Here is a 22,139-nt window from a genome sequence, read left to right on the forward strand (position 1 = left end):
AAGGTCTGTTAACAATTATTTTTTGATGTTAGATTATTATTATAAAATCAAAAAGTATTCTTAACATTAGAAACAGGAAACATAAAAAAAGCCCTTTAAATAAGGGCTTTTTAATTTATATTTTGATAATTACTGTTTATCTAAAAAGTAACGCAGCAATAAAGTTGTAGAACTGTCATGTGTTTTTACGACACCTGAATTAATTTCTTCAAGGATTGAATTGGCCAACTGTTTTCCTAATTCTACTCCCCATTGGTCATAACTGAAAATATTCCAGATAACGCCTTGCACAAAGATCTTGTGCTCGTATAAAGAAATCAATGAACCTAGAGTTTCTGGAGTCAGTTTTTGGATTAAGAGTGTATTTGTCGGCTTGTTTCCTTGAAAAATCTTGAAAGGCGTCAGGAAGTCAGCAGCCCCGGAAGAAACATTTACTTTTGTAAATTCAGCTCGTACCTGATCTTCTGTTTTTCCATTCAGCAAAGCTTCCGTCTGGGCAAAGAAATTAGACATCAGCTTGTTGTGATGGTCTTCATCGCCATACAAAGGCTTCACAAAACCGATAAAATCTGTAGGAATTAATTTTGTGCCTTGGTGGATTAATTGGAAAAACGCGTGTTGCGAGTTTGTTCCTGGCTCTCCCCAAATAATCGTTCCTGTTTGGTAATTTACCGGATTGCCGTCTCTTCCTACGCTTTTTCCGTTGCTTTCCATGATTCCTTGTTGTAAATAAGGAGCCAATTTTTGAAGATATTGTGTATACGGAATCAAGGCTTCGCTTTCTGCCCCGAAGAAATTGTTGTACCACACGCTTAGCAATGCTAAAACGACTGGAATATTTGTATTGAATTCGGCTGTCTTGAAATGTTCGTCCATTTCGTTAGCGCCTTTCAGCAATTTGTTGAAATTATCAAAGCCGACCGCTAGGCTGATTGACAAACCTACTGCGCTCCATAGCGAGAATCTTCCGCCAACCCAATCCCACATTGGGAAAACGTTGTCAGGATTGATTCCGAATTCGGTCACTTTTTGAATATTGGTAGAAACCGCCACAAAATGTTTGGCAACGTCTTCTTGTTTTGCCGATTTCAAAAACCATTTTCTTACGGTTTCTGAATTAGAAAGTGTTTCTTGCGTCGTAAATGTTTTTGAAACTACTACAAAAAGCGTTGTTTCAGGGTTTAGGTTTTTGATTTTTTCATTTACGTGATCGCCGTCTACATTCGAAATAAAATGAACATTCAGGTGATTTTTATAAAATTGCAAAGCTTCTACAGCCATTGCCGGACCAAGGTCTGAGCCTCCAATTCCAATGTTTACGACATCTGTAAAAGCTTTTCCTGTGAATCCTTTTCTTTCTCCATTAATGATTTCCTGTGAAAATGCCTTGATTTTCTCTTTTACCTCATAGACTTCAGGAATGACATTCTGCCCATCTACTAAAACTACAGATGATTCTGGAGCTCTTAAAGCGGTATGAAGAACGGCTCTGTTTTCGGTTTCATTGATGATGTCGCCTTCAAAATATTTTGCGATTGCTTCTTTTAGATTTACTTCTTCGGCAAGCGACAAAAGCAGGCTTATTGTTTCTTCGGTAATAATATTTTTAGAATAATCTACCAGAAAATCATTCCATTGAAGATTAAATTTTGCAGCTCTGGAACTGTCATTGGCAAACATTTCCTGCATCGAGGCGTATTGCATCGTAGTAAAATGTTCGCGCAATTTTTGCCAAGCAACTGTTCCTGACGGATTGGTTTTACCTAAAGCCATTGTATTGAAAATTAAATTGAGTAGTCTTTATTGAAGGCTCAAATTTAGGCAATATGATTTATTTTTTGAATTTAATTGTAGCAATACTGTCCAATTCTTTTTTCAGAGGCGTCATTTCGGCTATAAACCTTGGCTTACACTTGGCATCCATTGGAATGGAATTTGGCAGCTTCTGCTTCAAGGCATCGACTTGTACGCCGTTTTTCCAAAAGCGATAGCAAACGTGCGGTCCGGTTGCCAGACCTGTGCTTCCTACTTTTCCGATGACATCGCCTTGGGAAACTCTCTGTCCTCTGCGGACAAGAATCTTAGACATGTGAAGGTATTGGGTCGAATAGGTTCCGTTGTGTTTTACTTTTACAAAGTTTCCGTTTCCGGCTGTATACCCGGTTTTTTCTACGACTCCATTTGCCGTCGTAATAATCGGAGTTCCTGATGGCGCTGCATAATCGGTTCCATTATGCGCTTTGAATCGCTGTTGTACGGGATGGAATCTTCTTGTTGAGAATTTTGAAGAAATCCTGAATCCAAACTTCAAAGGGGCTTTTAAGAACATTGTCTTGAGCACTTTTCCTTCTTCGTCATAATAGTTTACTTTTTTTGCAGTGGTATCTTGCTTGAAAGGAAACGCATAGATTTTCTTGCCTTTGTATTCGAAAAAAGAGGCTTCGAGGCTTTCTACTCCGGCATAAATTGTATCGCTGATGTATTTTTCATTAAAAGTAACGGCAAATTTGTCACCTTTTTGAATCTTGAAGAAATCGACTGAATAGGCGTAAATATCAGCCAGATTTTGTGCCAGAGAAGCATCGACTCCAGCTTTACTTAAGGTTTCTGATAACGAGCCTTCAATTTCTGTCGCAATCGTTCTTCGCTTTATGGTAATTGGTTTTTTATTTCTATACGCGACTATCGAATCTCTCAAGTCAATCACATTGTAGTGGATATTGTCTGGCTGGTAGATAAAAACCTGAACGGTATTGGGTGCCTTTTTAGATTTTAAGATGGTATAAGGCCTTCCTGCGCGGATGTCTCTAAAATTAAAAGAATCTTTAGCTTTTTCTGTTATTTCGTGTACTTTGTATTTTCCCAAATCATGCTTGTCCATCAATGTCCCGAAAGTATCTCCGTTTTTGACAGTATCGTTAACAACTTGGAAATCATTCAGCGTAAAGCCAAATTCAACAACAATGGGTTCTTTTACAGGAACTTCGGTCTTATTTTCTTTGTCGTTCTTTTCCTCTTTGTCGTTGCAGGAAATCAGGGTGAATAGCAATAGTAGGGTTAAAACAGCGTATTTCAAATCGTATTCTTTAAATCTATTAGACGTTTTTTTCTTCTCCCCAAGATGCTAGTTCTTCTGGAGACCATAATTCAGGAAAAAATATCCTTCTTTGGTATTTTGGATGCATGTATTTTTTCCAATCGCTTCCGCCGGTGGCTTCTCCGTCACCTTTGCCGCTTCCGTCAATATATTTTTTTGCCGTATTTAGATGCTGCATTACCCAGGTAATATTGACCGTATGGTCATAATGACGCATGGCTTTTATCAATGCTTCGTCTTTTTGGTCTTCTTCTGGCAATTCTTTGAATTTCTGCCAGACATTTATGGTATTGTATTCTTCCATGTAGCTTAAAAATTGAGGCTTGTATTTTCTCTCAAATTCTTTAAGCAGGTATGATTTTTCGCCTGTATGATAGTCTTTTCCTGCAGCTTGCCAATAGAGATGCTCTAAAGCATGCTCATACGGCGTATTCCTGTCGATTGTTTTTCGGAAACGGTAATCGATAAGGTTGATCAAGTCTGTAGAACAAAACTCAATCAATCGGTATTGTGCGCTTTGGAAACCGCTGGCTGGCGTCAGGGTATTCCTGAATTTCATATACTGTTCGATTTCCATCCCATCACCCATAATATCGAATGACGTGGTCAGCATATCGAAATAGCGGCTGATACGCATAAGTTTTTCGGTAAAATAGGTCGTTTCGGGTTTTGGAGTATGGCACAACTGATCCATTTCCCACAATATCATTTTGAATAATAGCTCGTTTACCTGATGGTACATGATAAAAACCATTTCATCGGGCAATGTTGTTCTTTGGATCTGTAAATTTAATAAGGCGTCTGTCTGAATATAATCCCAATAAGTTATGGGTTTTGACCAAAGCAGTCCTTCAAGGTGCGTTTCGGTTTTCTGATTTATTGCCTGAAATTTTTCTTCTAGTTGATCTAGCTGATCTTTGATATTGGGGTTTATCTCCATCTTTTTTATTCTGCTATAATTTTAAAAGGATGTATCAATCCTTTATATCCTTCAAGGTCGGCTTTTAGTGAACCTACTGCCAAACTCGCCTTAATCCTCAAAGGAACTCTATTCTCATCATCTGATATCCAAACCGTTAAGCTTTCTTCTTCTTTAAAAACGCGTCCAGCTTGCACATAAGGCCTAAATATCATCGCATTTACTTTTCCAAATTTAGTTTTTAAAACTTCTCGTCCCATAAATTTTAACTTAAACTTTGTGGTTTCGTCGTCAAAAAACATATCAATAGAAATCGACTCACCAGGTTTCAGCTTGTCGATAGTAGGATGATTTCTCAGATAATAGAATGAGGAAACGATATCCTGCACATTTTCTGGTACAGAAATCGTCTTTTCGGTATTTTTCTTATAATCTTTTACTAGGACATTATTAGCGGACTGATTGAAAAACCCTTCTTGGTTTTTCGTGTAGCCGCCTTCGTTGATTTTTCTGAGAAATTGATATGGCTGTCCTGTTTTCTTATCGAAAAAGCTTTGATAGTCGTCATTGACCTTGAAGAAAAATTTTGTCATTCCTGTGGTGTATCCGTTTCCGACGGCATGGAAGACTTTTTTTCCGTTTTTGGTGGCTTCTTTGACTTCTAGCGTGGCATAACCCGCATTGACCAAACCATAATGTATCCTGAATTTGAACCATTCGCCGACATCAAAAGCTTTCTCTTGTGCCTGAAGGCTCGCAGTTGCAATTAACAATAGTATTATAATCTTTTTCATAATTTGATTTTATATGTTCTTCCAACTGTTAAATACAATTTCTATTCCAAAAGTATTAAAACAAAAAAACCCAGTCAAAGATATGACTGAGTTTTTATGCTATTAACCAACCAAAAAACTATAAATTATGAAAAATTTACATAAAAATCGAAGGAAACCACTCCCTCTCTTTTTGCGGGTGCAAAGGTATGCATTAATTGCATTATTACAACTAAAAAATTAACTTTAACACAATATTAGCAAAAAATAGCTTTTTGAAAGGTTGTATTTTACATTATTCTCAGAAAATCAGGTTGTTTTATAGCGTTCCTCTCTTTTCTTGCTCTCTTTCGATAGACTCAAAAAGGGCCTTGAAGTTTCCAGCTCCAAATCCACGGGCGCCCATTCTTTGGATAATTTCAAAAAACAATGTCGGGCGGTCTTGAACTGGCTTCGTAAAAATCTGCAGCAGGTAGCCTTCTTCATCGGCATCTACCATAATTGCTAATTTTTCGATTTCGCCCAAATCTTCCTTCATCATTTTCATGTGCTCTCCTAATCTTTCAGGAATAGCTTCGTAATAGGCTCTTGGCGGTGCTGATAAAAATTCAACTCCACGCGCTTTTAATTGGGAAACGGTTTTGATGATATCATCTGTAGCGATAGCCACATGCTGGATACCAGGTCCACCGTAGAATTCCAAATATTCTTCAATCTGTGATTTTTTCTTTCCCTCAGCAGGTTCGTTAATTGGGAATTTGATTCTTCCGTTACCGTTTGACATTACTTTACTCATCAAAGCGGAATATTCTGTATTGATCTGCTTGTCGTCGAAAGAAAGGAAATTCACAAATCCCATTACGTCTTCATACCATTTTACCCAAGTATTCATTTCGCCCCAGCCTACATTTCCAACCATGTGGTCGATATATTTCAAGCCAGTCGGTTCTGGATTGTAGTCGGATTTCCATTCTTTATACCCTGGCAAGAAAACTCCAGTGTAGTTTTTTCTTTCCACAAAAATGTGGACTGTTTCACCATAAGTGTAAATTCCAGAACGAACTACTTCTCCAAATTCGTCTTTTTCAACTGTTGGCTCCATAAAAGGTCTAGCACCTCTTTTAGTTGTTTCTTCGAAAGCGCTTCTTGCGTCTTCCACCCAAAGGGCAGCAACTTTTACTCCGTCACCGTGTTTTTTCAAATGGTCATTGATTGGAGAATCTGCATTTAAAGGCGTGGTCAACACCAAACGGATTTTATCTTGTTTCAAAACATAAGATGCTCTGTCGCGCACTCCCGTTTCTAATCCGGCATACGCCAATGATTGGTAACCAAATGCTGTTTTGTAGAAATGTGCGGCTTGTTTTGCGTTACCTACATAAAATTCTACATAGTCTGTTCCTAATAGCGGAAGGAAATCTTGAGCTCCTTCAAATATTTTTTCTAATCCGTATTCTACTGATTTTACTTCTTTGCTCATTTTGTATATTTTTTCAACCCTGTCAGGGTCAGAGACCCTGACAGGGTTATCGTTAGTTGTTTTTTGTTTGTTTTTATTATTCTACCCAAGATTTATAGTATTGGCCATCGTCCAATCCCATCGCTTCTTCGGTTACCATCAACGGACGGAACGTATCGACCATTACGGCTAATTCTTCGGTTACTGTCTTTCCGATACTTCTTTCCATCGCGCCAGGTGCAGGTCCGTGAGGAATGCCTTTTGGATGCAATGTGATATGTCCTTGCTCGATATTGTTCCTGCTCATGAAATCGCCATCTACATAATACAAAACCTCATCGCTGTCGATGTTGCTATGGTTGTAAGGTGCCGGGATTGCTTTTGGATGATAATCGTACAGCCTCGGACAGAAAGAACATACGACAAAGGTCGAAGTCTCAAATGTCTGGTGAACCGGAGGCGGCTGGTGCACGCGCCCTGTTATTGGCTCAAAGTTATGGATACTGAAGGCATATGGGAAATTATAACCGTCCCAACCTATCACATCAAACGGATGGGTAGCATAGACTACTTCATGAATCATTCCTTCTTTTTTGATCTTGATCAGGAAGTCTCCTTTTTCATCATGTGTTTCTAATTCTGTCGGCAGTTTGAAGTCTCTTTCGCAGAACGGAGAGTGCTCCAGATGCTGACCCGATTGGTTCTTGTATCTTTTTGGCGTATAAAACGGCGCAAAAGATTCTACATAAAACAGACGGTTTTCAGAGGTTTCAAAATCGATTTGGTAAATGATTCCTCTTGGGATAATCAGGTAGTCGCCGTATTCGAAAGGGATATTTCCCATCATGGTACGGAGCGTTCCTTTTCCTTTGTGGATGAAAATCATCTCATCGGCATCGGCATTTTTATAGAAATAATCTCGTAATGATTTCTGCGGTGCCGCCAAGCCTATGGTGCAGTCTCTGTTGACAAGCATGGCTTTTCGGCTGTCCAAAAAGTCTTCTTGCGGTTTTAATTCGAAACCTTTAAACAGCAGGGATTTTATATTCTTTCCGATGGCAATTTTTGGCTCTACGGAATAGGACGCCTTGATTTCTTTTACTTGCGTCGGCCTGTGGACATGGTATAGCAGCGACGAATGCCCATGAAAGCCTTCTGTTCCAAAGAGCTGCTCATAGTAGAGCCCGCCGTCTGGCTTTTCAAACTGCGTATGTCGCTTTTGGGGAAAATTGCCCAATTTATGATATAGTGGCATAATTATTAGATTTATGAAATTATGATTTTAGATTTCTGATAGCAGCATCCAAAAGCTCATTCTGGGTTCCTCTTGATGAGGAACTTCAGATGCGACAATAAATCTTTCCAACTTGTATTCATAGTCACAAATATCGGAAAAATTAATTTTTTCACCTTATTTCTTGTGAAATATTTATAAAAAGGAAAAAGGCGCTACTGATTGTAAAATTTATCAGCAGCGCCTTTGTTCTATTTTAACAGAAGCCTATCTCCCTTTCTTGTAACTATACAGATAAATCAATGCATGAATTGCTGCAAAGATTAATGAGAAATAGAACAAGAAGTTATCATTTATATTCGGATCCATATGGTGGATAATGGCCACTATTACTAGAGCCGCAACCATTCCTAATCCTGACCCGGCAACTACTTTAAAGCTATCTAAGCTAAAGTTTCCTTTGTTTAGTATACTATTTTTCATTCCGTAGAACAGATAGAGGTCAAAACCAATCATCATCCAAACGATTAGTCGGATCCATGTGTCTAATGGCAAGAATACCATCATGAACAAGCAAACCAACACTCCTGCAATCGGCACAAAAGGAACTAAAGGTGTTCTAAATGCTCTTGGTGCATCTGGCATTTTTTTACGCATGATCAATACGCCGATACATACAAGAATAAATGCAAATAATGTTCCGATACTTGTCATTTCTCCCACGACTCTTGCAGGCACGAAAGCGGCAAAAAGGCTTACGATTACCATAAACAATAAATTGTTTTTTGCTGGCGTTCTGAATTTTGAATGTACTTCTGAAAATACTTTTGGCATCAATCCGTCTTTACTCATAGAGAAAAACACACGGCTTTGTCCCATAAGCATCACAAGAATTACGGAAGCGTAGCCTCCTAATATAGCTAGCAGAATTGCATTATTCAGCCAAGGATAGGCTGGCGTTATCATTCCATCTGGCCCAGCTGTCCCCATCGCTTCTACTGCAATTGCCACTGGAGCGATTCCGTCTTTTCCAGCAAATGCTTGATAGTTTACGACTCCTGTCATTACGTGTGCAAAAAGAACATATAGGATGGTACAGATAGCCAAAGACAGCAATATTCCGATTGGCATGTCTCTTTTTGGGTTTTTAGCTTCTTGAGCTGCCGTAGAAACAGCGTCAAAACCAATATAGGCAAAGAACACGATAGCTGCTGCCCTGATTATTCCGGAGAAACCAAATTCTCCAAAGGTGCCTGTATTTTTAGGAATATAAGGCGTGTAGTTTTCTGGTCGTATGTATTGCCATCCAACAGCAATAAAAATCAATACAACACTAACTTTTAACAGTACTATAATTCCGTTTACAAATGCGGATTCTTTAGTGCCTCGAATCAAGATTAGCGACATTATCATCACAATCAATACGGCTGGGACATTTATGATACCTCCTTCAAAAGGCGAAAGCATATAAGCATCATCAATGTGGATTCCATAACCGCTTAAAAATTTCCCGAGATATCTGGACCAGCTAATCGAAACCGTCGCGGCTCCAACGGCGTATTCCAAAACCAAATCCCAACCAATAATCCATGCCACAAATTCGCCCATTGTTGCGAAAGAATAGGTATAGGCACTTCCGGCTACTGGTATCATTGAAGAAAATTCTGCATAACACAAACCAGCAAAAACACAACCAAATGCAGCTACTAAAAAAGAAATAGTAATCGCAGGTCCCGCATTTACTGATGCGGCAAGACCCGTTATTGAAAATAATCCGGCTCCAATAATTGCTCCAATTCCTAAAGCTACTAATCCCGGAGCGGTTAAGGTTTTCTTTAATCCTTTTTCAGATTCAGATGATTCTTCTAAAAGCTGGGTTAATGATTTTCTTCTCCAAATAGACATAAATTGATTATTTAAGTGTTTAGTGGTTCCAAATATAGTTTTTTTATGGAATAATTAACACATAAATAATCGTATATATTTTTTTTAGGATGAATTCCTTAAAACCAGAATCCTACGCTAAACCAAGTATGGTGGTCTCTTGTTTCGGGTGACCAGGAGTGCTTGATTTCTACGGGTCCGATGATAGTTTCTAGGCCGTAACCGAACGAATATCCGGAATAGGCCGGACGTTCGATCCATTCGTCGCTATCAAAAATCTTGCTTCCGATGTTGGCATAGTTTGCCATGAAGTTCAAGTGGTTTTTTCGGAATATTTCATAATCTACGCCTACGGCCCCTTTGATGTAGCTGTTTCCGGAAAGGCTTACGAAGTCATAACCGTAGAAATGCCTAAAGTTATTGATCATGTTATAGCCGTAACCTCCTAACACGAAATCAAAAAACGGAACGGTCTGTTCGCCGACAGTAAAACCGGCTTCTGACTGAAGGTTCAACGTAAACTTGTTGAAGAACGTCTTAGAAAAGGCCATTTCTCCCTTAAGGATGCTGAAATTCTGGTATTCTTTGGTATAATCGGAAGAATACAGAAAGGTCTGGAAGTCACCACAGAATAGGAATCCGTTTTTTGGGAAGTATTTCTTATCAAACGAATCGTATTTTACATAGGCAATAAGGCTTACATAGTCACTGTCTTCGAGAATAGGATCGGTCGTTTCAAATGTTTTGGTCTTGATCTTTAAATGCTTGTATTCTGCACCGCCGCCGATCAGGAATTTTTGGGCGAAAACAGTCTGGAAATAGACCTGGTTCGAAAAGTCGGAGTAATCAATATTGATGGAACTCAGTCCGAATAGGTTGAGCAGCTCTCCATTGTTGAAATCGGTAAGGACATTTCGGTTGAAGGTATTGTATCTGGATTTGATCCCGAAACTCCAATAGAAGCCGTTATCGATATAATAGTCTAAATAGTATCTGAAATTATCTCCTAATCCGGCATCGACCGAAATGATGTCGTTTTTGAACAACAGCTTTTTCTGGGTCAGGTTCAGCAAAATGGCACTTTTGTATAGACCGTCATAATGCAACCCGAATTTTAAGTAGGTCTTGATCGGGTTTTCTACCAGCGTCATGGTCAAGACATCATTTCCTGAGGCAGATTTTGAAAACGAGTAGCCTATGCCGCTAAAGTTCTGGGTCGCGCTGAGGGTATTGATTCCTTTGTCCAAATCTGCATAGCTGATCTTAGTTCCGGCTTTGAACCCGAGCTTTCCGAGGACATAGGTACGGGTAAAATTTTCAAGCTGGGGCGTCTTGATTTCGCTGACTTGAAGGCTGTCGCTCTGCACGATGACCTTGTGCTTGGTAACAGGATTCTCCTTGTCGCCTATTTTTTCGAGCTGGTCGATTACTTTTCGTGCGGCATCTTCTCCTGTCTTTATGATCTGTACTCCTTGGGAGAAAGAAATCACACTGAATCCTTTAATATCTGGCTTTATGTAGATGTCGGTGGCTTTTTTCTTGCGGTCCATTTTTTGGATCATCTGCATGTTGGAGATCTGCACCAGAATTTTCGTGGCATCGGTCAACGCATCTCTGTCTTTTAGATCGTCTTGTACGTCAACTCCAATGATGATATCGGCGCCTAGGTTTTTTACTTCCAATATCGGATAGTTGTTCGTCACGCCTCCGTCTACCAGTAATTTTCCGTCAATTTCAACAGGCATGTACAACGATGGCAGCGCAGCGCTGGCAATCATGGCCTGCGGCAGCGATCCTTTGTTTAGGAGTACTTGCTGGCCGGTCTCAATATCGGTAGCGATGCATAAAAACGGAATCGGCAACTGATTAAAATCACGGATGTGTCTTACATTATGCGTCAGCTTGTTCAGCATGTTGAAGTTATAGAGTCCTTTTGACAGCGCTCTTGGGATGCCAATCTTCATCTTCTTGAAGGGCAATGTCAGGGCATAGAGCTCGTCGTTTCTTTTTTCGTAAAAGTTTTTGGATGATCTTGGGATGTAATCTTGGATCAGCGCATCGTAATCTGTTGTCTTAAAAATAGAGTCAATTTGTGCGGCGCTGTATCCCGAAGCATAGAGTCCGCCAATGATGGCACCCATGCTTGTTCCTCCGATATAGGAAATCTCTACGCCGGCTTCTTCTAATACTTTCAGGACGCCGATGTGGGCCAGTCCTTTGGCTCCTCCTCCACTCAAAACCAATCCTACTTTTGGCTTTTTCTGTTCTTGTGAAAACACAACCGATACAGAAAATAGCAACAAGAGGATAAGAGCTATTTTTTTCATAGAGAAAGGATTACTTTGTGGAATTGTAAAAGTCGGCAATTTTTTTGGCTTTTGAAATACCTACAACGTCAGAAATTTCTTTTTCTGTTGCCTGCGACAATCTTTTAACAGATTTGAAGTGTTTTATAAGGGCAATCATGGTCTTTTCTCCAATTCCGGGGATGGTTTCTACGGAAGTTTTTAGGGCGCCTTTGCTTCGTTTGTCCCGATGGTGGGTTATCCCAAAACGGTGTGCCTCGTTCCGAAGCTGCTGGATTACCTTGAGGGTTTCTGATTTTTTGTCTAGATACAACGGAATGGAATCGCCAGGATAAAATAATTCTTCCAAGCGTTTCGCAATGCCAATGATGGCTATTTTTCCTCTTAGGTCTAATTCTTCTAGGCTTTTTAGGGCAGATGATAGCTGTCCTTTGCCTCCGTCGATGATAATCAATTGGGGCAGCGGCTGCTCTTCGTCTAGGAGTCTTTTGTAGCGCCTGTATACGACTTCTTCCATCGAGGCAAAATCGTTCGGGCCTTCGACCGTCTTGATATTGAAATGGCGGTAGTCTTTTTTGCTTGGCTTGCCGTCTTTAAAAACGACACAGGCAGCCACGGGATTGGTTCCTTGGATGTTGGAGTTGTCAAAGCATTCGATATGTCTTGGCTCGACAGAAAGGCGCAGGTCTTTTTTCATCTGCGCCATGATTCGGTTGGTATGCCTGTCCGGATCTACGATCTGCAGCTGTTTCAGCTGGTCCATACGGTAGAATTTTGCGTTTCGGATAGAGAGTTCCAAGATCTGCTTTTTGTCTCCTAATTGGGGCACGGTTACTTTTACATTTTCGCCCATGTCGATCTCAAAAGGGACAATTATTTCTTTGGACAGCAATTTGAACCGTTCTCGTAGTTCTACTACGGCCAGTTCCAGCAATTCTTCGTCGGATTCGTCGAGCTTCTTTTTCATTTCCAGCGTGTGCGAGCGGATGATCGCGCCATGTGAAATCTGAAGAAAATTGACATAGGCCATGCTTTCGTCTGAAACGATAGAAAACACATCTACGTTGGAGATTCTTGGGTTGACGATGGTCGAGCGTGATTGGTAGTTTTCCAGCGTCTCGATCTTGTCTTTTATCTTTTGGGCTTCTTCGAATTTCATTTCGGAAGCGAGGTTTTTCATCAGCGTCTTGAAGTCTTTCAGGCTTTCCTTGAAATTCCCTTTGAGTATCTCGCGGATAGCGTCGACGTTTTTTTGGTATTCTTCTAAAGACTGGTGGCCTTCGCAGGGACCTTTGCAATTGCCGATATGGTATTCGAGACAAACTTTATATTTACCAGAATTGATGTTTTCTCGCGACAGGTCATAGTTGCAGGTGCGCAGCGGGTATAATTCTTTGATTAGGTCCAATAGTGTATGTACGGTCTTGAAGCTGGTATAGGGCCCGAAGTATTCGGAACCGTCCTTGACCATATTTCTGGTGGTAAAGATTCTGGAAAAGGGTTCTTTTTTGATGCAGATCCACGGATAGGTCTTGTCGTCTTTCAGCAGGACATTGTATCGGGGCTGGAGCTTTTTTATGAGGTTGTTTTCCAAAAGCAGGGCATCGGTTTCTGTAGGAACTACGATGTGCCTGATGGAAACAATCTTGCGAACCAAGACGTTGGTCTTGCCGTTGTCGTGCAGCTTGTTGAAATAGGACGAAACGCGCTTGCGTAGGTTTTTTGCTTTCCCGACATACAGGATCTTGTCTTCCTTGTCATAATACTGATACACGCCCGGGCCGTCGGGCAATGTCTGGATCTGTAGTTCTAAAGGAGTTCGCATCTGACAAAGTTAGTTTCAAAAATTCCGAATTGCAAGTGCCTGATTTCAATTTTAAATGGTTTTGGCAAATATTTAGCGTTCTCAATCTCAATTTTTATACATTTATATTTTTAAACAAAACATGGCGCTACCTACTTATAAAAATCTCACCATCTTGGGCGAGACGATCCTGCCGGGCGAGAGCCGGACCTTGAATATGGAGATTGCAAAGCTCCATACGATGACCAAACTAAAGATTCCGATTATCATAGAGCGTTCTGAAATCGACGGGCCTACGGTCTTGTTTTCTGCCGGACTGCATGGCGATGAAATCAACGGCATCGAGATCGTAAGACGGCTGATCGTGCAGAAGATCAACCGACCGAAAATAGGCACTATCATCTGCATTCCGGTCATCAATGTTTTTGGCTTCTTGAACAAGACGCGCGAATTTCCGGACGGGCGCGATATGAACCGGGTCTTTCCAGGCAGCAAAAATGGTTCTCTGGCCAGCCGCTTTGCATATTCTCTTTTAAAGGAAATTATTCCGAATGTGGATTATTGTATTGATTTTCATGCGGGCGGAGCCAGCCGCTTTAATGCGCCGCAGATACGGATCGTGCCGAATAATACTGAGTTAAAAGCACTGGCTGACGTGTTTCATGCACCGTTTGGGTTGTATTCCAAAAATATTACGGGTTCTTTCCGCAATTCTTGCGACCGACTGGGTGTCAAGATGCTGTTGTTTGAGGGCGGAAAATCGCTGGATATCAACGAGTCTATTACACAGGAAGGTATCGAAGGCACCAAACGTTTCTTGGATCATTTCGGGATGCTGAACCCAAAGCGAAGGGCATCGATTGCGGACAGGAAGACTATTTATATCGAGAAGTCGGCTTGGGTACGTGCCAAGGCTTCGGGGCTGTTTCATGGGCTGACCGCTGTAGGAACGCAGGTCGAAAAGGGACAGGTACTGGCTACTATTTCGGATCCTTACGGCAAGGTAGAATATAAGGTAAAGGCGCCTAATGCCGGCCATATCATCAATGTGAATGATGCGCCTATCGTTTATCAGGGGGATGCTATTTTTCATATCACGACGGCTTTAGAACTATAAGCTTGCAGAATATTTTAGAACCATCCAAAATGCAGAAAAAAGAACTACGCTTAAAATACAAGGCCTTGCGGGCCGCTCTTTCTCCCGAAGAAATCGAAGAAAGGAGCCTTGCCATTGCCAACCAGCTTGTCCGATTGGATATCTGGGACAAATTGTACTACCATATTTTTCTTCCGATCAGCGAACATAAGGAAGTAGATACAGAATTCTTACTTCAGGTATTGGCTGGAAAAGATAAAGAGATTGTCGTTTCTAAATCGGATTTCGAGACGCGAAAAATGACGCATTTCTTATTGACCGACAATACGAAGTTTCGAAAAAACGAGTATAACATTCCTGAGCCGGTGGACGGAATCGAAGTGCCTACTGCTAAAATCGATGTGGTGTTTGTGCCGCTTTTGGCGTTTGACCAAAAAGGGCATCGGGCGGGCTATGGGAAAGGGTTTTATGATCTTTTCTTATCGGAATGCAAAGAAGACGTACTGAAAATCGGGCTTTCTTTTTTTGAGGCGGAAGCCGCGATAGCGGATGTTTTTGAAAACGACGTGGCACTGGATTTTTGCGTGACCCCGAATACCGTCTACCGATTCAAAAAAAAGGCGTAACTTTAGAATAAAAAAAATGAAAACTCCTTTTAGATTATCCATCGGATTGCTTTTGCTTTGTTTTGCTTTTTCCATTTCTGGATGCAGCGCCAGTATCGGCACCGGAACTTCCAGCAGATCGAGCAAAGCAAAACCGCTACCTCCAGGGCAGGCCAAAAAAGTGACAGGAGAAAAGAGTGCTAAAAAATATGCTCCGGGACAGAATTAGGCTAGTTCTGAATGTCTTCTAGAGCCTGAAAAGGCTTTTTTGTTGAACACAATCAATATTCCGACGCCTGTAGAGATGGCCATGTCGGCAATGTTGAATATGGCATTAAAAAAGGTAAAGTGCTGTCCTCCCCAGACTGGCAGCCATTTTGGCAAATTGCCTTCCCAGATCGGGAAATAGAGCATGTCGACTACTTTTCCGTGAAACCAAGTGCCGTACGGCTGGTCGGAAAAGAGCGTTGCGGTCTGGCCATGGCTATGGTCAAAAATCACTCCATAAAAAACAGAATCGATAATGTTGCCAAAGGCGCCTGCCAAGATGAGCGCTATGGCTACAATCAGATATCTTGAGCTGTCTTTTTTTACTGAATCCCACAACCACCAGCCAATTCCTGTGACGGCTACCAGCCTAAAAAGCGTCAGTATCAGTTTTCCGTAATCGCCGGGAATCTGGGTTCCCCATGCCATCCCTTCGTTTTCGATCAAAAGGATCTTAAACCAGCTAGCTACGTTGATCTGTCCATCTTCGCCGTATATAAAGTTGGTCTTGATGTATATCTTAGATATCTGGTCAACGATAAGAATTAGGATAACTAATAAATATGCTTTCTTTAATGACATTTTCTTTCTTTTATTGCGCAAAAATAGGAATATTATTTATAAAAACACTCGCAAGGGCTTGTTCCTTTTTATGCGGCTTTTCGCTGCTGTTTTTCCTTACTAGCGTTTGATTAAAAAGGGCGCCTTCGTTTGCTTTTATATTAAAAAAACGCTCCTTGACAGGAGCGTTACTTTGGGTATTATCTTCTAGCGGTTATCGCTGCAGGTTTTTTGCTTCGATACTCATCGTGGCGTGAGGAACGATCTTCAGCCTTTCTTTGCTGATTAGTTTTCCTGTTACTTTGCAAACGCCATAGGTTTTGTTTTCTACTCTGAAAAGCGCGTTTTTTAGATCACGGATGAACTTTTCCTGACGGATTGCCAACTGAGAGTTTGCTTCTTTCGACATGGTCTCGCTGCCTTCTTCAAACGCCTTGAATGTCGGCGACGTATCGTCTGTACCGTTGTTCAGGTCGTTCATATAGGCACTCTTGATCAGGTCTAGGTCTGCTTGTGCTTTTTGTATTTTTTTTAAAATAATTTCTTTGAACTCTGCCAGATCAGCATCGGAGTATCTTGCAACTTCATCTACCATATTATATTATTTTGAAATTAATATACTTGTTTTTATTTCATCAAACTCAATTTCTATACCGTTTTCTACTTTATCTTCAATAATCAGTTCTTCTGTCAGCGTCTCTGCCTTGATGTAGTCTTGGTTTGCCGTAAGGGCTTCTTCAAGAATACCGTCTTTTTGGACTTGGACCTTGATCTTGTCGGTAACTTCAAAACCTGAGTCTTTTCTGATATTTTGAATGCGGTTGACTAATTCTCTAGCGATTCCTTCTTTTTTCAATTCGTCGGATATGGTGATGTCTAAGGCCACCGTAATTCCGTTGGCATTGGCGACCAGCCATCCTTCAATATCTTGGGAAGAAATCTCTACATCTTCAGAGGTTAAATTAATACTTTTCCCTGAAATGACAATACTTAGCGAACCGTTTTTGTCTAGTTCGTTGATCTGTTCCTGTGAGAAATTTTGTATCTCTTTGGAAATCAGACCCATATCTTTCCCGAAACGCGGCCCTAATGCTTTAAAATTAGGCTTAATTTGCTTTACCAATATGCCCGAAGCGTCGTCTAGAAGCTCTATTTCCTTGACGTTTACCTCTGCTTTTATAAGGTCTGAAACGGCTTCGATTTCTGCTTTTTGCTTGCTGTCTAATACCGGAATCATCACTTTTTGCAGGGGCTGACGTACTTTTATCATTTCTTTCTTGCGAAGCGACAGTACGAGCGACGAGATGGTCTGCGCCTTCTCCATCCTGCTTTCCAACGATTTATCAACAAAGTTATGAGCATATTCTGGAAAATCGGCCAAATGTACGCTATCGAATGTTTCTTTATGTGTCGCCTGCGTTAAATCTCTGTAAAGCTTGTCCATAAAGAACGGAGCGATAGGGGCGCTTAGTTTTGCTACGGTTACCAGACAGGTGTACAGGGTCTGGTAGGCGGCAATCTTGTCTTGGGCGTAGTCGCCTTTCCAGAATCTTCTTCTGCACAAACGCACATACCAGTTGCTCAAGTTCTCCTGAACAAAGTCAGAAATAGCTCTTGCAGCTTTGGTCGGCTCGTAGTCGGCATAATAGCTGTCGACATCTTTTATCAGGGTATTTAATTCTGATAAGATCCATCGGTCGATTTCTGGCCTTTCTTCCAACGGCACTTCGGCTTCTGCATAAGAGAAACCGTCGATGTTGGCGTAAAGGGCAAAGAACGAATAGGTATTGTATAGGGTTCCGAAGAATTTACGGCGTACTTCTGCGACACCTTCGATATCGAACTTTAAGTTGTCCCAAGGGTTGGCGTTGGCAATCATGTACCAGCGCGTCGCATCGGGTCCGTATTCGGCCAATGTCGTAAACGGATCAACGGCATTACCCAAACGCTTGGACATTTTCTGTCCGTTTTTGTCTAATACGAGTCCGTTGGACACTACGTTTTTATAGGCTACTTTATCAAAAACCAATGTTCCGATAGCGTGCAATGTATAGAACCAGCCGCGCGTCTGGTCGACACCTTCGGCAATAAAATCAGCCGGGAAGTCTTTATTTTCGTCAATCTTGTCTTTGTTTTCAAACGGATAGTGCCACTGCGCGTACGGCATGGCTCCGGAATCAAACCAGACATCGATCAGGTCGGTTTCGCGCTTCATCGGCTTGCCGGATGGTGAAACTAGTACGATTTCGTCTACGACATTTTTATGGAGGTCGACCAAGTCGTAATTGGCTTCTGACATGTTTCCGATCTCAAATCCTTTGAACGGGTTTTCTTTTTGGAAACCGGCTTGGATTGATTTTTCGATAGCATTGTATAGTTCTTCTACCGAACCAATGATGGTTTCTTCTTTTTTGTCTTCGGTTCTCCAGATCGGCAACGGAATGCCCCAATATCTTGAACGGGACAGGTTCCAGTCGTTGGCATTTTTCAGCCAGTTTCCGAAACGGCCTTCGCCTGTAGATTTTGGCTTCCAGTTGATGGTGTCGTTCAGGTCGAACATTCGGTCTTTTACATCGGTGACCTTGATAAACCAAGAGTCTAACGGATAGTATAAAAGGGGCTCGTCTGTTCGCCAGCTGTGCGGGTAGCTGTGTACGTATTTTTCGACCTTAAAGGCCTTGTTTTCTTCTTTTAGTCGGATGGCGATTTCTACGTCTACCGATTTTTCCGGTGCTTCGCCAGCATTATAGTATTCGTTCTTTACGTACTTGCCTGCGAAGTCGCCCATGTGGGAAGTGAATTTTCCTTGCAGGTCGACCAATGGCACTGGCGTACCGTTTTCGTCCAAAACCAGCATCGGCGGTACCTCTGGCACGGCTTCTTTGGCTACCTTGGCATCGTCTGCACCAAAAGTCGGGGCCGTGTGTACGATTCCTGTTCCGTCTTCCGTCGTTACGAAATCGCCCGAGATGACGCGGAACGCATTTTCTGGGTTCTGGTACGGCAGGGCATACGGCAATAATTGTTCGTATTTGATTCCGACCAAATCAGCGCCTAGGGCTTGGGCTACTATTTTATAAGGCAACTGTTTGTCGCCGTTTTTTACTTTGTCAAAATCGGCTGCTTCTGCGCTTTCGAAATAGCCTTTGCCGAATTGTTTTCCAACTAAATTCTTAGCCAAGACTACATTGATCGGCTCGAATGTGTATTGGTTGACTGTTTTTACTAGCACGTATTCGATTTTCGGTCCCACTGTCAGTGCCGTATTGGACGGCAAGGTCCATGGCGTAGTCGTCCAGGCTAAGAAATGCACATCGCCGAAGCCTTTTAGTACGGCTGGCAGTGTTTCTGCAAGTGTCTTGAACTGGGCAACGATAGTCGTATCAGTCACATCGCGGTAAGCGCCCGGCTGGTTGACTTCGTGAGAGCTCAGTCCAGTTCCTGCTTTTGGGGAATAAGGCTGGATTGTATAGCCTTTATACAGCAGGCCTTTGTCGTAAATCTGCTTTAACAGCCACCAAACGGTTTCCATGTATTTGGACTTGTAGGTGACATACGGGTCTTGCATGTCTACCCAGTAGCCCATCTTTTCGGTCAGGTCGTTCCATACGTCTGTATAGCGCATGACGGTCTTTTTGCAGGCTTCGTTGTATTCTTCGATGGAAATGGTCTTTCCGATGTCTTCTTTGGTGATTCCTAATTCTTTTTCGGTTCCGAGTTCTACCGGAAGTCCGTGGGTATCCCATCCAGCTTTTCTTTTTACCTGAAAGCCTTTTTGGGTCTTGTAGCGACAGAAAATATCCTTGATCGCGCGCGCCATTACGTGGTGAATACCCGGCAGTCCGTTTGCTGAAGGCGGGCCTTCAAAAAACACATAGGGTTTATTTCCTTCGCGCGTGGTTACGCTCTTTTCAAAGATGTCTTGTTTTTTCCAGAAATCAAGCACTTCAGATGCCACTGTTGGCAGGTCAAGTCCTTTGTATTCAGTAAATTTTGTACTCATTTTTATCGCTTTGTAAAATCAATTTGCGAAAGTAATGAATTTTTTAATTAGTTATGGCGTATCGGGGGGGCGTTTTTTATGAAGATTCCGCTGACTATCAGTACTGCTGCTGCTGTTATGATGGAATCGGATTTCTTATATGGATGACATGGACTCTACATGGACTATCTATGGAGTATCCGTGGAGTATCTATGGAGTAACTATGGGTGAATACTTTCTCTATTCCATTTACTTGCTATTGTTTGTAAGATAAAGTACTTAAAACTAGAGTTATGCTTTTTTTCTTATTTATACAATTGTTTTATAAGAAAATATTATTCTATTTTATTGTATTATAATCTTATTTTATTTATCTTTGCCCAAGATTTAAATTTTATAAATTTCTATACACTATTTTTTTAAAAATTTGTTATACAATTTCATCATAAATTCATTTCTTTACCGTTACAATAGAAACAATTTAACAAGCCATAACTTAATAAAAGACAAGCACATGACCCTCCAAAAACCCTCTAAGGCGCGCCTTATGGCCGCCGCATGCGCCCTGCTCTCTGCAGGCGCCCTACAGGCCCAAGACATCCTCTGGGAAAAGTCCTACGGCGGAAAGCACTCCGAATACCTATTCGATGCACAGCCAACCCCCGACTACGGCTTTATACTCGCCGGAAGCTCCTTATCCAAAAAGACCGGAAACAAGACCGAGGAAGCCGCAGGCGACCTGGACTACTGGCTCTGGAAGATGGACGAGAAGGGGGAGCTCGACTGGCAGAAAAGCTTCGGCGGTAGCGGGGCCGACCTGCTGCAGGCCGTGAGGCTTACTCCCGATGGGGGATTCATACTCGCAGGGACTTCCGAGTCTGCCAAGGGGCTGCAGAAGAAAGAGGACGGCTACGGGAAGGAAGATTTCTGGATCATCAAGCTGAACGCAAAAGGCGCCGAGCAGTGGCAGCGCACCATAGGCGGTTCCGGACAGGAACTGCTGCAGAGCATCGCGCCTACTCCAGACGGGGGCTATATCATCGGGGGAAGCTCCAGCTCGCCCCGCAGCGAAAAGCTTGCTGCCGGACAGCCGGATGCCTACGGGAAGTCCGTTGCCGGATTCGGGAACCTGGACTACTGGGTGGTGAAACTGGATTCGGAAGGAAAGATCGAATGGCAGAAGGCCTTCGGGGGGCAGTATGCCGACCAATTGCGCAGCATCGTGCCCGTGCGCGGCGGGGGCTACCTGCTGGCAGGGTCTTCCAACTCGCCCGAATCGGGGAACAAGAGCGAGAAATGCTATGGCCAGTCCGACTACTGGGTGGTGAAGCTGGATACTAAAGGGGAACTGGAATGGCAGAAGGTGTATGGCGGCGAAGGCGACGACCAGCTCCAGGCCGCACTGCAGTCCGTGGACGGAAACTTCTTATTGGCAGGAAGCTCTGCCTCGGGGACGACCGGAAACAAGAACGCCTCCAACGGCAAGGGAACCGACTTCTGGCTCCTGAAGATCGACCCTTCTGGGGAGGTATTGTGGCAGAAGACCTACGATATCGGCAAGGCCGACCTGTTGACCTCGCTCGAGGAAAGCCGGGACGGGTCGCTACTGCTCGGGGGTCATGCCCAGAGCGAGACCTACAGCACCAAGAAAAAGGACAAGGAAGGCATCAACGACTATATCGCCATCAAGACCGACCCTCAGGGAGAGGAGCAGTGGACCCAGACCGTGGGAAGCGGCGGGGAGGATATCCTGCGCAAGGCCGTGGAGACCCGCGACGGGGACTACCTGCTGGCAGGCACCTCGATGGGAGCCGTATCGCGCGACCGCTATACCGGGCAGGGACGCAATGACTTCTGGGTCGTGAAGCTCAAGGACAAGAGAAAGAAGGAAGAGAAGAAGAATCCTATAGAAGCCTACCCGAACCCTACCCTGCACTACTCCAACGTGATCGTGGGCTATGAATTTGAAAAAGGCACCGCTACCGTGTACGACCTTTCGGGAAGGCAGCTGCAGCACTTCGAGATCCATGACCGCACCGTGCCCGTCGATTTGGGAGGCATGCCCGAGGGCATCTATATCGTGGAGATACGCACCAACGTGCAGGAAGACTCCGTGAAGATCGTAAAAGCCATCAACAAAAATTAGACAAG

16 protein-coding genes are annotated in these 22,139 nt (G+C 42.6%); 4 read left to right on the forward strand and 12 right to left on the reverse strand.

Going from position 1 to position 22,139, the window contains the following annotated elements; all coding sequences use genetic code 11:
* Nucleotides 1–129: 129 nt before the first annotated feature.
* From pgi to uvrC, 9 genes are all read right to left on the reverse strand, one after another.
* Nucleotides 130–1,773, reverse strand: a complete 1,644-nt coding sequence (pgi, locus tag OLM56_RS02950) for a glucose-6-phosphate isomerase (RefSeq protein WP_264528268.1) — start codon at nt 1,771–1,773, stop codon at nt 130–132.
* A gap of 58 nt (nt 1,774–1,831) precedes the next feature.
* Nucleotides 1,832–3,076, reverse strand: coding sequence for a M23 family metallopeptidase (locus OLM56_RS02955; protein ID WP_264528269.1), 1,245 nt, complete (start codon nt 3,074–3,076; stop codon nt 1,832–1,834).
* A gap of 19 nt (nt 3,077–3,095) precedes the next feature.
* Nucleotides 3,096–4,037 (reverse strand): tryptophan 2,3-dioxygenase family protein, encoded by a 942-nt coding sequence (locus OLM56_RS02960; protein WP_264528270.1) that lies wholly within the window; start codon nt 4,035–4,037, stop codon nt 3,096–3,098.
* Nucleotides 4,038–4,042: 5 nt separating this feature from the next.
* On the reverse strand, nt 4,043–4,810 hold the full coding sequence (locus tag OLM56_RS02965) for a DUF3108 domain-containing protein (protein WP_264528271.1): 768 nt from the start codon (nt 4,808–4,810) through the stop codon (nt 4,043–4,045).
* A gap of 298 nt (nt 4,811–5,108) precedes the next feature.
* Nucleotides 5,109–6,269 carry a 4-hydroxyphenylpyruvate dioxygenase gene (hppD, locus tag OLM56_RS02970; RefSeq protein ID WP_121375573.1) on the reverse strand — a complete coding sequence of 387 codons (1,161 nt, stop codon included), beginning with the start codon at nt 6,267–6,269 and terminating at the stop codon, nt 5,109–5,111.
* 76 nt (nt 6,270–6,345) lie between these two features.
* Entirely contained in the window at nt 6,346–7,503 is a 1,158-nt protein-coding gene (locus OLM56_RS02975; RefSeq protein WP_182493020.1) for a homogentisate 1,2-dioxygenase, read from the reverse strand.
* 246 nt (nt 7,504–7,749) lie between these two features.
* Nucleotides 7,750–9,387, reverse strand: coding sequence for an amino acid permease (locus tag OLM56_RS02980; RefSeq protein WP_121375575.1), 1,638 nt, complete (start codon nt 9,385–9,387; stop codon nt 7,750–7,752).
* A gap of 98 nt (nt 9,388–9,485) precedes the next feature.
* Nucleotides 9,486–11,693: a patatin-like phospholipase family protein gene (locus OLM56_RS02985; RefSeq protein WP_121375576.1), complete on the reverse strand. Its 2,208-nt coding sequence runs from the start codon at nt 11,691–11,693 to the stop codon at nt 9,486–9,488.
* Between the two features lie 10 nt (nt 11,694–11,703).
* Nucleotides 11,704–13,497 carry an excinuclease ABC subunit UvrC gene (uvrC, locus tag OLM56_RS02990; protein WP_121375577.1) on the reverse strand — a complete coding sequence of 598 codons (1,794 nt, stop codon included), beginning with the start codon at nt 13,495–13,497 and terminating at the stop codon, nt 11,704–11,706.
* A gap of 121 nt (nt 13,498–13,618) precedes the next feature.
* Here uvrC and OLM56_RS02995 point away from each other — a divergent pair, with 121 nt between their 5' ends.
* The 3 genes from OLM56_RS02995 to OLM56_RS03005 are packed head-to-tail and all read left to right on the forward strand — an operon-like array spanning nt 13,619 to nt 15,406.
* Entirely contained in the window at nt 13,619–14,593 is a 975-nt protein-coding gene (locus tag OLM56_RS02995; RefSeq protein ID WP_264528272.1) for a succinylglutamate desuccinylase/aspartoacylase family protein, read from the forward strand.
* Between the two features lie 29 nt (nt 14,594–14,622).
* Nucleotides 14,623–15,198, forward strand: coding sequence for a 5-formyltetrahydrofolate cyclo-ligase (locus OLM56_RS03000; RefSeq protein ID WP_264528273.1), 576 nt, complete (start codon nt 14,623–14,625; stop codon nt 15,196–15,198).
* Between the two features lie 16 nt (nt 15,199–15,214).
* Entirely contained in the window at nt 15,215–15,406 is a 192-nt protein-coding gene (locus OLM56_RS03005) for a hypothetical protein (protein ID WP_264528274.1), read from the forward strand.
* Here the strand turns inward: OLM56_RS03005 and OLM56_RS03010 are convergent.
* The 3 genes from OLM56_RS03010 to ileS form a co-directional block, all read right to left on the reverse strand.
* On the reverse strand, nt 15,403–16,026 hold the full coding sequence (locus OLM56_RS03010; protein WP_264528275.1) for a lipoprotein signal peptidase: 624 nt from the start codon (nt 16,024–16,026) through the stop codon (nt 15,403–15,405). The genes OLM56_RS03005 and OLM56_RS03010 overlap by 4 nt on opposite strands.
* 193 nt (nt 16,027–16,219) lie before the next feature.
* Complete coding sequence (locus OLM56_RS03015) at nt 16,220–16,600, reverse strand: TraR/DksA family transcriptional regulator (RefSeq protein WP_056067507.1); 381 nt, start codon at nt 16,598–16,600, stop codon at nt 16,220–16,222.
* 6 nt (nt 16,601–16,606) lie between these two features.
* Nucleotides 16,607–20,008 carry an isoleucine--tRNA ligase gene (gene ileS / locus OLM56_RS03020; RefSeq protein ID WP_182493025.1) on the reverse strand — a complete coding sequence of 1,134 codons (3,402 nt, stop codon included), beginning with the start codon at nt 20,006–20,008 and terminating at the stop codon, nt 16,607–16,609.
* 494 nt (nt 20,009–20,502) lie between these two features.
* Here ileS and OLM56_RS03025 point away from each other — a divergent pair, with 494 nt between their 5' ends.
* Nucleotides 20,503–22,134: a T9SS type A sorting domain-containing protein gene (locus tag OLM56_RS03025; RefSeq protein WP_264528276.1), complete on the forward strand. Its 1,632-nt coding sequence runs from the start codon at nt 20,503–20,505 to the stop codon at nt 22,132–22,134.
* Nucleotides 22,135–22,139: the final 5 nt, after the last annotated feature.

Source organism: Flavobacterium sp. N2550 (assembly GCF_025947265.1).
Taxonomy (GTDB): Bacteria; Bacteroidota; Bacteroidia; order Flavobacteriales; family Flavobacteriaceae; genus Flavobacterium; species Flavobacterium endophyticum.